Annotated in this window: 8 protein-coding genes; 2 read left to right on the top strand and 6 right to left on the bottom strand. The window is 36.0% G+C overall.

Features of this window, described 5'->3' with window-relative positions:
* Positions 1–338: 338 nt before the first annotated feature.
* The 3 genes from rfbD to QP953_RS22610 all read right to left on the bottom strand — a co-directional run bounded on the left by rfbD (position 339) and on the right by QP953_RS22610 (position 3,070).
* Positions 339–1,190 carry a dTDP-4-dehydrorhamnose reductase gene (rfbD, locus tag QP953_RS22620; RefSeq protein WP_309553042.1) on the bottom strand — a complete coding sequence of 284 codons (852 nt, stop codon included), beginning with the start codon at positions 1,188–1,190 and terminating at the stop codon, positions 339–341.
* A gap of 23 nt (positions 1,191–1,213) precedes the next feature.
* On the bottom strand, positions 1,214–1,768 hold the full coding sequence (gene rfbC / locus QP953_RS22615) for a dTDP-4-dehydrorhamnose 3,5-epimerase (RefSeq protein WP_052593947.1): 555 nt from the start codon (positions 1,766–1,768) through the stop codon (positions 1,214–1,216).
* Between the two features lie 327 nt (positions 1,769–2,095).
* Positions 2,096–3,070 carry a hypothetical protein gene (locus QP953_RS22610; protein ID WP_052593949.1) on the bottom strand — a complete coding sequence of 325 codons (975 nt, stop codon included), beginning with the start codon at positions 3,068–3,070 and terminating at the stop codon, positions 2,096–2,098.
* A gap of 237 nt (positions 3,071–3,307) precedes the next feature.
* Between QP953_RS22610 and QP953_RS22605 the strand changes: the two genes are divergently transcribed.
* A complete protein-coding gene (locus QP953_RS22605; protein WP_081909472.1) occupies positions 3,308–5,539 on the top strand; it encodes a prolyl oligopeptidase family protein in 2,232 nt (743 codons plus the stop codon).
* A gap of 91 nt (positions 5,540–5,630) precedes the next feature.
* Here the strand turns inward: QP953_RS22605 and QP953_RS22600 are convergent, their stop codons facing one another.
* Positions 5,631–6,107: a hypothetical protein gene (locus QP953_RS22600; RefSeq protein ID WP_052593951.1), complete on the bottom strand. Its 477-nt coding sequence runs from the start codon at positions 6,105–6,107 to the stop codon at positions 5,631–5,633.
* Between the two features lie 603 nt (positions 6,108–6,710).
* Here QP953_RS22600 and QP953_RS22595 point away from each other — a divergent pair.
* The gene (locus tag QP953_RS22595) at positions 6,711–7,805 is read left to right on the top strand and encodes a serine hydrolase (RefSeq protein ID WP_309553041.1); all 1,095 of its coding nucleotides are present in this window, start codon (positions 6,711–6,713) and stop codon (positions 7,803–7,805) included.
* Between the two features lie 145 nt (positions 7,806–7,950).
* Here QP953_RS22595 and QP953_RS22590 read toward each other — a convergent pair whose 3' ends face one another.
* Together QP953_RS22590 and QP953_RS22585 are read right to left on the bottom strand one after the other, a co-directional pair.
* On the bottom strand, positions 7,951–10,791 hold the full coding sequence (locus tag QP953_RS22590) for a T9SS type A sorting domain-containing protein (protein WP_309553040.1): 2,841 nt from the start codon (positions 10,789–10,791) through the stop codon (positions 7,951–7,953).
* Between the two features lie 264 nt (positions 10,792–11,055).
* Positions 11,056–13,875 (bottom strand): T9SS type A sorting domain-containing protein, encoded by a 2,820-nt coding sequence (locus QP953_RS22585; protein ID WP_309553039.1) that lies wholly within the window; start codon positions 13,873–13,875, stop codon positions 11,056–11,058.
* Between the last annotated feature and the right edge of the window lie 277 nt (positions 13,876–14,152).

Below are 14,152 nucleotides of genomic sequence, written 5' to 3'. Positions count from 1 at the left end.
TTTGATACTTTGAGAACGGATGACGTTCTATGATAGTCCAAAAAGGCAGTTGTTATAGCCGAATAGAAGAGAACCAGAGAGGAGTGAGGACTAGGTTTTATAAATCCACGAAGCATTGTAATCTATAAAACCTAGGTTATAAGTAATCGTTCAGAAAAACTATACGAAAAACAACCTGCTTTTTGCGCTACTCTTCATCGAAACATCTTGCTTTAGCCCGCTACTACGAAGTAGCACCGCAGGTAAAGCTGCACTGTTCCTCATCAATTAGCACTAAAAATAAGCCTATTTTTTAGCTATATTTTTTCTGCCCACTTACTTAGCAGAAATGGGTAGAATTATAACAATTCTAAGCAAGCTTTTAAACTCTCTCTCCAATAGGGAATCTCTAATCCAAAAGTTGCTTTTATTTTGCCTTTGTTCAATAAGCTAAAATGAGGTCGTTGTGCAGGAGTTGGATAATCTTTGGTTTCGATAGGATTTACTTGACAATCAATTTTTTCTAATTCAAAAATCGCTGTTGCAAAATCAAACCAAGAGCAAACGCCTTCATTACTATAGTGATAAATCCCTGTAAATTCCTTAGGATTTTGGTTGATAATGTCCAACATGGCTTTGGCCAAATCTCTAGCATAAGTAGGGCTGCCAATTTGGTCAAAGATAATTCCTAATTGATCTCTATCACTTCCCAAGCGAATCATCGTTTTGACAAAGTTGTTCCCAAAGGAGGAATAAACCCAAGATGTGCGCAAGATCAATGTTTCAGTATGATTGCCTAAGGCTAATTTTTCGCCTTCCAATTTGGTACGACCGTACACACTTTTGGGGCTTGTTGCATCTTGCTCCTTGAAAGGAGTATTTTGATGATTATGATAGACATAATCGGTAGAAATTTGAAACAATCTTGTAGCGTGTTTTTTGCAGGCGGTAGCTAAATTTTTAGCCCCCATTGCATTAACAAGATAAGCCGTTTCAGTATCGGATTCTGCTTGGTCAACAGCTGTATAAGCAGCACAATTGATACAGTAATCAAAATTATGAGTATCAAAGAAAGCATGAACAGCTTCTTCATGGCCAATATCCAAGTCTTTTTTATCTACAAATATAAAGGAGAATTGAGGATAAGCATCTGCTAATGCCTGCAATTCACTCCCAACCTGCCCATTGGAGCCTGTTACTAGAATATTCATGTTTGTTATTTTATATCAACGTATTAAAAAGTGAAACTTCCTCGATGTTGTCCAAGTACAGGCAGTACCAAATCTTTTTCAGACAATTGTGCTTTGCTTAAATCAATTTTCCAATCAATATTTAGTTGAGGGTCATTATAAATCAAACCACCTTCACTTTCTTTGTTGTAAAAATTATCACATTTGTAAAAAAACTCTGCTGTTTCAGATAGAACAACATAACCATGTGCAAAACCTCTTGGAACAAAAAGTTGCTTTTTATTTTCAGCACTCAATTCTATAGCATAAGATTTGCCATAGGTAGGAGAGCCTTCTCGCAAATCGACAACAACATCTAAGACCGCACCTTCAATCACTCGAACTAATTTGGCTTGAGCGTGTTCGCCTAGTTGATAATGCAACCCTCTCAAAACGCCATAGGTTGATCTAGCTTGGTTATCCTGAACAAAGATGGCGTCAATTCCTCCTTCTTTAAAATGGTTGGCGTTGTAGCTTTCGTAAAAATATCCCCTATGGTCTCCAAAAACTTTTGGTTCAAAAACAATAAGTCCAGGAAAATCGGTTGTGATAAATGGCATAGTTTATTTGCTGATTTTTTATCAGTGCTATGAGACAAAAAAGGTTCTGGATAGCATCTGTTAACAATAAATTTTCTCTTTGAGCGTAAAAATAAAAAAATATGAGAAAGCACAAGGAGTTATTGAATGAATACTCTATTGATTTTTTACGTTGTTACTTTGTGCGTCTTTGTTACTTGCTGTGCTGCGTGATCGGGTTGGGTTCATAGAAAAACATAAAAAAGCATCTTGTATTCGTTTAACTACGCTGCTACTAGGTGGTACTGCGTGAGTGCTTAAACCACGCAGCAGCAGCGCAACTAACTATTGTTAGAAACAAAATGCTATTTATTGTTCAAAGCAAGGAAATTGATCCATCAAGAAATCTAAATAAAACACATCGTAGCTTTGAAAACCTTTTTGGAAAGAAATCTTGACTTGATCAATTTCAGCTTTTTGAAGCTGCTTTAAATCGCTCTTATTGATAGCAAAGCTACATTGATAAAAGGTAACATTATCAACTACTTGTGGCGCTGCGCCTGGATAGGTCATTAAAAAATATTCTTTTCCTTCCATCGTTCGCAAGACCATAGCAGAATTAGCTTTGATAGCGCCAAATTTTAGTTTTGCTTCTCTACTAGCCACATACAAATTAATGTTCAAAGCCATTCCTCCTTCAGAGCTTTGACTCAAAAAACCTTCACAACGGATAAAATCCCCTTCTTGAATGAATTTTCTATATTCGTCGGGAGTGTATGTAAAAAACGGACGGGCATCTAGACCTCTTTTTTGTACTCCTGTAAACTCATCAATAACATCAAAAGCAAATCGACAGTTTTCGGCACTTTCTGGATGTATTTTATTTTCTGTTGTAATCGTTGGCGTTTTGGCTAATAACTTAATTTCTTCTTCCGAGCTTAGTTTTTGCTGTGGACGTTTCTTTTTAGAATTATTGCTAGAAGGCGTTTTACTAGTATCAACTTGGCTAACAACTGTCGGAGACTTTTTCTTTTTGTTGCTTTTCTTAGCTTTGGCAGCGGTTACACGTTTTGATGGGGTTGTTTTTTTTGAAGCAGATTTGTTATTTTTTATAACAACTTGTTGGCTACTATTTTTTTGAGCTTTTGCTGCTTTTTTTCTTTTTTTTGGATTTTCTAATTCCTTTATTTTAACCACTCCTTTGTTGCCAATGGGGGGAGTAGAATCTTGCTGTATAGGAATCAAAAAAGTAGGGTTGGACGGTTCTTGTTCTGAAACGGTAGCAGTAGGTAGAGGGCGAAAGATAAAAGATAGTATCCCAAATATTAAAATGAAAAAACTCATATAGTCGATTAATTGTATTAAAGAGTATGTCTAAATGTTGAATTTTGGCTACGAACGTTTTTAGATAGGTATAAATAGTTGCACCGAGACCAATAAAATGAATGTTCTATGCGCACAAAATTACATACTTATTTTTGTCTTATTAACGAATAACTATTAAATTGTTGCAAGACCTTTGCCAAAATATACTTTAAGAATTGATAAAAAGGCTTTTGTACACCTAAATTAGAAAATAATATGAAATATAAGGTATTAATATTCAGCTTAGCTTTGTCTGTTGTTGCCTGTAATCAAAAAAACAAAAATAATTCAGAAACAGTAGATAGTCATTCAAAAGTACCCAATACTGTTCCTGCGCAACATTCTACAGCTTACTTGGAAGATCCTGATAATATAAAGATGAAATACCCATTGACAAGAAAAGATGCTATAGAAGATGACTTTTTTGGTGTAAAAGTCAAAGATCCCTACCGATGGCTAGAGGATGCGGTTACAGAGGAAGAGGACAAGGAGGTTAATAAATGGGTTGCTGCTCAAAGCAAATTAGCCGAGGTATACCTAAGCGGAATTTCTTATCGTGATGACATCAAAAAACGCTTGACTAAGTTGTATGACTATGAGCGTGAATCTGCCCCTTTTAAGGAAGGAGGGAAGTTATATTTTTATAAAAATGATGGGAAGCAAGATCAATCTGTTGTGTATAGAAAGGATACTTGGGATGGCGAGGCGAAGGTGTTTATTGATCCCAATACGTTTTCGGACGATGGAACGATTTCTTTGAGTGGCTTGAATTTTTCGAAAGATGGAAAATTTGCTGCTTATAGAACTTCTGAATCAGGCTCTGATTGGGGAACGGTATACATCAAAGATGCAACTACAGGAAAACAGTTGACAGATAAAGTAGAGTGGTTGCGTTACTCTGGTTTGGCTTGGTACAAAGACGGTTTTTTCTATAGTCGTTATGGCGATAATAGTGGAACAGATAAGTTCACACAGAAAAATCAATTTCATCAAGTATATTATCATAAAGTTGGCACCAATCAAGCCGATGATGAGCTAATTTTTGCAGATCGTACACAGCCCAATCGAAATTATGGAGTATCGGTAACAGAAGATGAAAGCATTTGGATTTTGACGGTAACCGAATCGACAAGTGGCAATGCTTTGTATTACAAAAAAGCAAGTGAAGAATCGTCTAGCTTTATCAAATTGGTTGATGATTTTAAGCATGATTTTTATGTAATTGATAATATTGGGAACAAATTGTTGGTCTATACGAATTATCAAGCACCCAAATATCAAGTTATTGAAATTGATTTGGAAAAGCCAGCCGCTAAAAATTGGAGACCGTTGATTCCTCAGAAAAAAGGAGCAACTTTGAATGGCGTACAAGTTCGAGGTGGTCGTTTAGTGGCTCGTTATACCAAAGAAATTACCAATGTTTTGTCGGTTTATGAAATGAATGGGACTTATGTAGGAGATGTTGAAATTCCTGAAATTATTAGCAAAACAGCTCCTGTTACCTTGAGTGGAGTATCTGGTAAAAAAGCAGATGCCGAGGGCTATTTTACAATGTCCTCCTTTACATTGCCATCTACCATTTGTAAAGTAAACGTCAAGACATTAAAATCAGAAGTCTGGAAACGCCCACAAGTAGATTTTAACCCCGCTGATTATGAAATTGAGTACACGCATTATACTTCAAAAGATGGTACTTCTATACCGATTAGTATCGTATACAAAAAAGGACTAAAGAAAGATGGCAACAATCCTACGTTATTGTATGGTTATGGCGGCTTTAATATTTCTATTTTGCCAAGCTTTGCACTCAAACGTTTGCCTTTTTTAGAAAAAGGTGGAATTTATGCTGTTGCTAATATTCGTGGTGGTGGCGAAATGGGGCAAGAATGGCACGAAGCAGGTACCAAGCTAAAGAAGCAAAACGTCTTTGATGATTTTATTGCTGCTGGAGAATTTTTAATTGCACAAAAATATACTTCCTCTCAAAAACTAGCTATTGAAGGTCGTTCTAATGGTGGCTTATTGGTTGGTGCTTGTATGACACAACGTCCAGATTTGTACCGAGTGGCTTTGCCAATCGTAGGCGTACTGGATATGATGCGTTATCACCAATTTACAATTGGACATTTTTGGGCATCGGATTATGGACGTAGCGATGATTCTACTCAATATAAAAATCTGTTGAGTTACTCGCCTGTTCATAATGTTAAGCCTGCCGAATATCCTGCCACAATGGTTATGACAGCAGATCATGATGATCGTGTTGTTCCAGCGCATTCCTTTAAATTTGGTGCAGCACTGCAAGATCAAAATATCGGAAAACTGCCTATTATTATCCGAATAGATCGCAAAGCAGGACATGGTTCTGGAAAGCCAATTACCAAAGTCATCGAAGAGGAAGCAGATAAAATTGCTTTCTTGATGTTTAATTTAAAAATGAAATGGTAAGTGGGTTTTCATATAACCGATAGATAGATTGTCTATTTTTAAAGATGGAGCGATAGGAATTTCTTATCGCTCCATTTTAGTTGAGGGAGACTTATTTGTTTTTTTGCTCTGCTTTCTTTTTTGTTGGTTTTTCCCTATGTTTTTTTTGAGCAACAGCTCCTTTAATAAAAAAGTATAGAAGAACAATGAATGGAGCTAATATTAGGGTTATTCCCGCAATCCAAAGACCAGGAAGCATGAAGACAAAACCAAGGATGGTTAAGGTGATGGCAATAATAAAATAGATGGATACAATAGAAATTAATAAAGCCCAAATACCTTCGTAGTCATTTTTTTGATCTGGACGGCGGTGCTTCTTTTGTTTACTTTTAGAACGGTAAGATTGAAGTGGCTTGTGTTGTTTAGAAGAAAGTTTCCTTAGACATTTTCGTCGTTTTTTATAGGTTCTTTTCTTTGTTGTTTGATTTGTTTTTTGAATAGGAACCAAAGCAGCTTGTAAGGGGAGAGTAGGAAGAAGTAGGCATAAAACAAGAAACAAGGGGTATAGATATAAATATAAAATTTTCATAATCAAGTCAATTGGTTGTTAATGTATTAGAATCGGTTAAGCTAGGAGGTTCAAAAATAAAGCCAAAAATTGAATGTTTGTTCAATTTTTGAATATTTGTTTAATCTAAAGTGAGAAATAGGTTACTAGGAGAGAGGATGAGTTGTTTATCGCAAGACTTAAAGAATAAGAATATCAAATTGGAGCTATTGTAAACAGAACGATGATAATGAATAGAATGATAATGAATTTTATTTATTTTGTAGCGTACTTCAATAGTTCGTTGAAAAACTTTATTAGTTTACTTCGTGAGTGCTGCGCAGTTGATAATTAGCAAGTTGCGCCTTTGTTGTGTTTTGTGTTAAAAATTTGATTATCAAACTAATATAAATGTGCTTTTTTATCTTTTGGGTAAAAAAGTAAAAAACTAAGCTTGCCGAGTAGGCTTGTGCTAGTAGCACAAAAGCCCAAGGTCATGAGCGAACCGAGCATAGCGAGCTCACGACCAAAGGGAGTAACAAAGCGAACTACCACGAAGTAGCACCGTAGGTAACTAAGCGAAGCGATCTCATAAAATAATCAACGAACTACTAGCACTTAAAACGATTACTAAAAACAGCCATTATGTTAAAGCCTCACTTTTCTATTGCACATTGTTGCCTATTTATTTTACTCCTAATTACTTTAGATTCTTGTACTTTAGGTCGATTTGTGTTTTATAATTTCGCAGACATTCAAGATCATAAGAAATTTCCTAAAAGAGTATTAGAGAAACCAACAACATCCTTCTCATTCGAGAAACGTCCTAACAAAGAAGGCGCAAAAATAGATAGCTTAGAAGCTATGTTAGCAAAGAATAAGACAGTGGCTTTTATGGTTATTAAGAATGATACCATTATCTATGAAAACTACTTCAATAAATACGAAGAAGCTTCTATTGTACCTTCTTTTTCTATGGCAAAATCAGTTTTGTCTATTCTAATTGGTTGTGCTGTAGATGATGGATTAATTCAGTCAATAGAGGAACCAATGACGAATTATGTCCCAGAGTTGAAGCAAAATGGTTTTGAAAAAGTAACCATCAAGCACTTGCTTCAAATGACTTCTGGATTGAATTTTAATGAAGGTTATTTTAATCCTTTTGGACATGTGGCAACATTTTATTACGGACTGAATTTGAGAAAAAATATGAGCAAATTAACCTTAAAACAAAGCCCAGGTAAAAGCATGGAGTATGTTAGTGGCAATACTCAGTTGTTAGGGTGGGTATTGGAACGGGCATTGAAGGGGCAAAGCATAACGAATTATTTGCAAGAGAAAATATGGAATCCTTTAGGAATGGAGTACGATGCTAGTTGGAGTATTGATAAAAAGAAAAATGGGATGGAGAAAACATTTTGTTGCCTCAATGCAAGAGCGAGAGATTTTGCTAAAATTGGTCGCTTGTATCTAAATGAAGGAAATTGGCAAGGACAGCAAATTGTATCAAAAAATTGGGTACATCAGTCCACTCGATACGATTTTTCGGATGGTGCAGCTAGAGACTATCAATACCAATGGTGGATTCCCAGTCGATATGGGGATTTTATGGCGCAAGGAATACTTGGACAATACATTTATGTTAACCCTCAAAAAAATCTAATTATTGTTCGATTGGGAAAAAACTATGGAAAGGTAAATTGGACAGACTTTTTTCTGAGTATTGCTGCCCAAAATTAAAAAGCTTGGTGACCTCCGTCACCAAGCTCGCGATATATACACTAAATCCTCCTCCAAGAACTAAGTGAACTATTTTTTTTGGCAAAAATTAATTTCTACACAAATTTAAGCATTATACATTATAAAATAAAAAATATTTTCATTTTTATTTTAAAATAATGAATTGTGTTTCTTGTTGACCACTTATAAACGTACTTAAAACATAAGTTCCAGCTGATAAATGTTCCAAATTTGCCTCATAATTGACGTTTTGCCCTGTTTTTTGGGCAAATTCATAAACTACTTGTCCTTGTAAATTATATAGGGTAGGGCGCAGTGATTGCTCTGAAGCTAACTCAAATACGATGCTAAATTGACCATTAGATGGATTTGGGAAGATGCTCAACGAATTTTTATTGTCCATTTCAATTGTTTGAGTGCTAGAGACAACACTAATGTTAACGGTTGCTGTTTGTGTACAGCCATTAGCATCTGTTACTAAAACAGTGTACGTTCCCGTTGTTAAACCTGTCGCTACATCACTGGTTTGCTGATTGGCATCATCCCATTGATAGGTATAAGGAGCCGTGCCTCCTGTCGCGGTAACGCTTGCGCTACCATTAGAAAAAGCTGCTGTTGTTAAGACAATTGGATCTGGTTCCGTTAGGTTTACATTGACTGTTTTGCTTAGTCCATTGGCATCAACAACGTTAAATTGATAATTGCCTGCAACATCATTTACGATAACAGCGCCTATTGGCATGGTAGAAGGAACGCCATTGATTGTATACGGCGCAGTACCTCCCATCAAGATAATATTAACAAGACCAGAATCGCCATTACATTGAGGAAGTTGATAGAAACTTTGAGGGGATGTAATAAGACCATTTAGGTATTCTGTGGCGCCCATATCAACGGTGTTGTTGTTGATACGAGGAGAGCCGTAGTTGTCGGTGTTAAAAATAGATGGAATACTATCATTGTTTCCAGCGTCAATAGCAGGAGAGGTGTTTTGTAGGGTTAAGTCTCCAAACATAGTACTTGTAAAAAGTGGATCACTGTCTAAGTTATTGGCTCCTGATACATCAGGCGATAAGATGACATTATTATCGATATTGCCATCAAAATAAATTGAATAATTTAGATCCACCAATGTATTAGCAGTTGTGATTTCGTGGATTAAAGGACCTGTTGTTGGTTGAGATTGCCAAAAAATAGAATTGCTAATATTGGTAATGGAAGGGGCTGAACCTCCAACATTTTGGTTGTATGCAACAAACGATTTTCCGATAGTGGCTTCTTGATCTAGGAAGCTAGAGTTGGTAATTTGAGTGTTTAAAACGCCACCATTAAGTATATCGTTGCAAAGAGCTCCTCCGAAATTATCAGAACTATTGCGAGCAAATATATCGTTGATATAGGCTGTGTAGGACCAACTAGAATCGGAACGATTAAAAACAGCTCCTCCTCTAAAATTCACCATATTGCTAATATAGCTATTCGAATTAGATAGGAAATAAGAAGTTGCTCCTAAGATAGCTTCTTGAAAAATAACTCCTCCATCGGCAGTACTAGAAATAGTTCCATTAGAAAAGATAACAAAGTTTTTTTCAAATAAATGATTGATACTAGCATTGGTCGTTGTATTGTAAATAACTCCTCCGCTTACACTACCACACCCTTCTACGGTATTACTAGAAAAACTCAAATCTAGTATACTAAAAGAGTCAACTGAATTGTACAAGACACCACCAGATTTATACGAAGAAATGGATGTGAATTTATTATTTTCAATATTTAAACCAACGATACTATTGCTAGCTTGATTGTAAAAAATACCTCCAGAACTATCTGCTTCGATGGTGTTAAATAAGTTGTTGTTGATATTTAAGTTACTACTACCATTGTTATGAATGGCATAAAAAATACCACCATCTACAGCTCTATTGGTCTCAAATTCATTATCCTCTGCTGTTAAGTTGTATGTCCCTTGTGTGTTATTGGTGTAGATAATTCCGCCATTTTTGATAACTTGGTTACTGGAAGTTTTGTTAGAAGAGAAATTAACAGAAGCGGTACCACTACTGAGAATATTGTTGTAACAAACACCGCCATTATTAGCCATATTAATTTTGAAGTAAGAGTTGTTTAAGGTCGCCTCTATGTAGCCATTATCTGCATTGTTATACAAAACAGCTCCATCTTCTGTACAAGTGTTGTTTTCATAGCTATTATGAGTTAAATTAATGTTGATTACTCCTGAGGCTGCATTGTTGTAACAAACCGCTCCGTATTGAGCACCATTAAACTCAAATAAACTTGCATTTACTAACAAATCGGCAGCACCACCTTGGCTACCATCATTGTATATAGCTCCTCCATGATCGTCAGCATTATTATGTTTGATAATGAGTTGGTTTAAATGAGGATTAGAACCATTGCCCATACCTTGACCGTTATTAAAAATACCAGCTCCCGAATTGTGTGGGAAACTAGCGCCAGATGCCTGCCCTTGCTCAATGATAAAACCGTCTAAGGCAGCGCTATTGGTAATCGGACCATTGGCAGTTGTTCCATCAAAATAAACCACATGAAAGGCATTGTCGGTAGGATCTAAAGAAAGTCCAATGTCTCCACTTAGAATGGTTTGATGTGCCTTGTTGCGTTGCGAGAAGAGAGTTTCAGTGCCTTGGAATTGACCGTGTATCGTAATATTTTTGCTGATATAAAATGTTTTTTCTCGGTCAATTGTACTTCCTGAGTTATCTGTATCGACAGCAAGCGTGGGGTAATAGGTTCCTGCTGCTACCCAAATGCTATCTCCTGCATTGGCAGCATTAATAGCAGGTTGAAGTTCTTGAAAAGCATCTGCCCAAGAAGTACCATCATTAGCACCTGAAGCGTTGATGTTTACATATATTTTGTTTTGAGAAAAAGCATTAAAATTCATCGAAATGAATAGGAGAAAGAAGAGTGTAGTAGGGGTAATAAACTTAGTGTTTGTCATGATTTTGAATAATGATTTTTATTTTGAAATATTTACTAGCTAAACCGAGTAAAAGAAAGAGTACCCTACCTTTTTTTGTTTTTTTTAGGCGGTTGTTCTTAGAATTTACAAGTGTTTTTTATGTGGTTTTTGTTTGAAAATCAGATGGTTGTGATTATTTGTTCTTTGGGCTGATTTTTTCCTTTTTAGTTGGGAAAGAATATTGTATTATGTGGTCGTTAACAGGCAATAAGTAATTTTTATCTATTTAAATCTGGGACTTTATTAGTTTAAAACAATGAATTGATGCTCTCGTTTTTGGTTAATAAAAGTGCTTAATAGATAGGTTCCCGCAGGTAACTGTTTTAAGTCAACTTCGTAGTTGATATCTTGACCTGTTTTTGCTGGAAATTTATAAACACATTGCCCTTGTAGATTGTACAAAACGGGATGAATTTGTTGTGCAGAAGCTAAGTTAAATACAACTTGAAATTCACCGTTGCTAGGGTTGGGGAAGATACTCAAAGTATTTGCTTCGTCCATTTCAATTGTTTGAGTGTTGGAAATAATACTGATATTAACGGATGCTGTTTGCATACAACCATTAGCATCTGTCACGCTGACAGTATATGTTCCTGTTGTTAGACCTGTTGCAACATCACTTGTTTGTTGATTGTTGTCGTTCCATTGATAGGTATATGGGGCTGTACCGCCACTAGCTGTAACACTTGCACGACCATTAGAAAAGCCTTCAATACTCAATACAATAGGATCGGGCTCTGTAATATTGATATAAATCGTATCTGTTTTGCCAAGACTATCTTCGAAGTTGTATTGATATGTACCAGCTGCTAGACCAGAAAACGTATTAAAAACGGGATCAAGATAGGTGACGCCATTGATTTTTAAAGGAGGGGTAGCTCCCAAAGTTTTAAATGAAACTTCTCCGTCCATGAGACCATTGCAAGATGTTTGTTCGTGACCTAAAAATCGTATTTCACTGTATAAATTATTGATAGTTTCTAGTGCTCCTAAGTCAATAATTGTATTGTAAATACGAGGCTGACCATTGTTGTCAACTGTAAAAATAGAAGGAATGCTATCGTTGTTTCCTATATCAATAGCAGGAGAAAGGGCGGCTAAAGTCAAATCGCCACTTGGTTCGTTATTGAATAAGGGATCTCCCTCAATATTGTTGCTGCCAGTAACTCCGAAAGGTAACGTAACTATTCCATCTGGGTTGTTATCATTATAAAGCGAATAGGTAAGGTTAATTTGCCCACCATTGGTATTTATTTGAGAAAGAGCACCACCTAGGTGATAAAAAATACTATTGCTAATAGAGATTGTATTGACACTAGAAAAGGCAAAACTACTAATTGAACGAGCTCCTGTAGAAGCATAATTTTCATTAAAAGTGCAGTTGATTATTTGGGTGTGAAGGGCACTATTCGCTTCTCCTTTATGGTAAAAAACACCGTCGTGTTCACTTCTGTTAACATGTAAAATATCGTTGACTAGAGTGGTGTTTCCTGTGGCTGCATTGTATTGATTAAAAAACACCCCTCCTTTGTTAATCGCTTGGTTAAAGACATAGTCATTGCCAACTGAAAGCAAATTGCAAATAGAGCCAGAGCGAGTATTTAGAAAAGATACAGCACCATTAAAAGCTGTATTGCCAGTAATGGAATTATTTTTTAACTGAATGTCTAAGCTAGAATTGTTAGTCAACATGTCGTAAAAAACTCCTCCTAAACTTGCATTATTAGATTCGAATTGGTTTTTGATGATTTCAAGTTGGAAAATACTACTAGAATCTCCGTTGTTAAAAAACACCCCTCCATTTCCATTGGCGGTTGTATACTCAACTTTATTTTGAGTGAAGAACATATCTTGCCGAGAGGCTTGGTTGGCTGTTGTATAACAAATTCCTCCAGAAGAATTAGAACGATTGTTTTTAAATTCGTTGGTCGATAGATTGATGGTCGAGTAGGCGCCATTATTGTTAGTATTGTAAAAAATGCCTCCTAGATTGCTGCTATTATTATTGCTAAAAGTACTATTATTGATAGTAATTGTTGTGTTACTGGCACTTGATTGATTGCAAAATACTCCTCCGTGATTTACAGAAAGATTGTGCTCAAAAAAAGAGCTATCTACCATAACATTGAGATGACTATTGGTAGCAATATGATTATAGTAGACAGCACCATCATAAGCTGAATTGTTGTCAAATTTAGTTTTCATTGTAACAATATCAAGCCGACCACTGTTAGTTGAGGAACTGTAAAGCCCTGCCCCAGAATGTGTAGCGGTGTTGTTGGTAAAAGAACTGTTGTGAATAGATATATTTACAACCCCAGCATTACTGTTATTAAAAATGGCACCCCCATTTTGAGCAGTATTAGAATGAAATAGAAGCTGTGTTAAATAGGGATTGCAAATGCCGCCTTGAGAACCATCGTTATACAAGGCTCCTCCTTGTGCACTAGCAGAGTTGTGATGCAGGAATAAGTTTGTTAATACAGGGTTGCATTCATTGCCAATGCCTTGACCATTATTAAAGATACCTGCTCCTACATTGTGTGGAAAGTTGGTGCCAGAAGCTTGTCCTTGTTCTATGATAAAACCATCTAAAACAGTATTGTTGGTAATTGTACCATTAGCAGTAGTTCCATCAAAACAAACGACATGAAAGGCATTGTCAGTAGAATCTAATGGACTTCCAATGTCTCCACTTAGAATGGTTTGATGTGCTTTGTTGCGTTGAGAGAAAAGAGTTTCGTTCCCTTGAAATTGACCATGTATGGTAATATTTTTGTTGATGTAGAATGTTTTTTCTTGGAAAATTGTATGCCCTGAGTTGTCTATATCCACGGCAAGAGTGGGATAGTAGGTTCCTGCGGCTACCCAAATGCTATCTCCTGTATTGGCAGCGTTAATGGCAGGTTGAATTTCTTGAAAAGCATCTGCCCAAGAGGTGCCATCATTTGCACCCGAAGCATTCCTATTTACATATATTTTATTTTGAGCAAATGCCTCGAAAGTGATGAAAGTTAATAGGAAAACCAGACCAAAAGGGGAGGGAAATTTAATGGTTGTCATAGTTATACGGTAATCATTTTTGTTTTGAAATATTTAAAAGTTAAACCGCATGAATGAACAGAGTACCCTACCTTTTTTATTTTGAGAAAAAGAAAACCTTGGAATTTAAACGTGTTTTTTTGTGTAGCTTGTGCTTGATAATCAGGTGATTGTTTTTGGGGGTGTTTTTTTGATTTTTGCTGTTTAGATAAAAAGATTCGATAGCTCACTATTGCTAAAAAGAGTATGTGCATCTAACATTAGGTACTTGATTTGTTTACAATAATGAACGGATTTT

It is taken from the genome of Aureispira sp. CCB-E, assembly GCF_031326345.1.
Lineage (GTDB): Bacteria > Bacteroidota > Bacteroidia > Chitinophagales > Saprospiraceae > Aureispira.
Note: the sequence above shows the minus strand (reverse complement) of the source record. Positions and strands in the feature narration are given on the sequence as shown.

Excerpts from the sequence above, each read along its gene's own strand:
- rfbD (WP_309553042.1), bottom strand. The coding sequence starts at position 1,190 with ATGAATATTCTAGTAACAGGCTCCAATGGGCAGGTTGGGAGTGAATTG.
- rfbC (WP_052593947.1), bottom strand. The coding sequence starts at position 1,768 with ATGCCATTTATCACAACCGATTTTCCTGGACTTATTGTTTTTGAACCA.
- QP953_RS22610 (WP_052593949.1), bottom strand. The coding sequence starts at position 3,070 with ATGAGTTTTTTCATTTTAATATTTGGGATACTATCTTTTATCTTTCGC.
- QP953_RS22605 (WP_081909472.1), top strand. The coding sequence starts at position 3,308 with ATGAAATATAAGGTATTAATATTCAGCTTAGCTTTGTCTGTTGTTGCC.
- QP953_RS22600 (WP_052593951.1), bottom strand. The coding sequence starts at position 6,107 with ATGAAAATTTTATATTTATATCTATACCCCTTGTTTCTTGTTTTATGC.
- QP953_RS22595 (WP_309553041.1), top strand. The coding sequence starts at position 6,711 with ATGTTAAAGCCTCACTTTTCTATTGCACATTGTTGCCTATTTATTTTA.
- QP953_RS22590 (WP_309553040.1), bottom strand. The coding sequence starts at position 10,791 with ATGACAAACACTAAGTTTATTACCCCTACTACACTCTTCTTTCTCCTA.
- QP953_RS22585 (WP_309553039.1), bottom strand. The coding sequence starts at position 13,875 with ATGACAACCATTAAATTTCCCTCCCCTTTTGGTCTGGTTTTCCTATTA.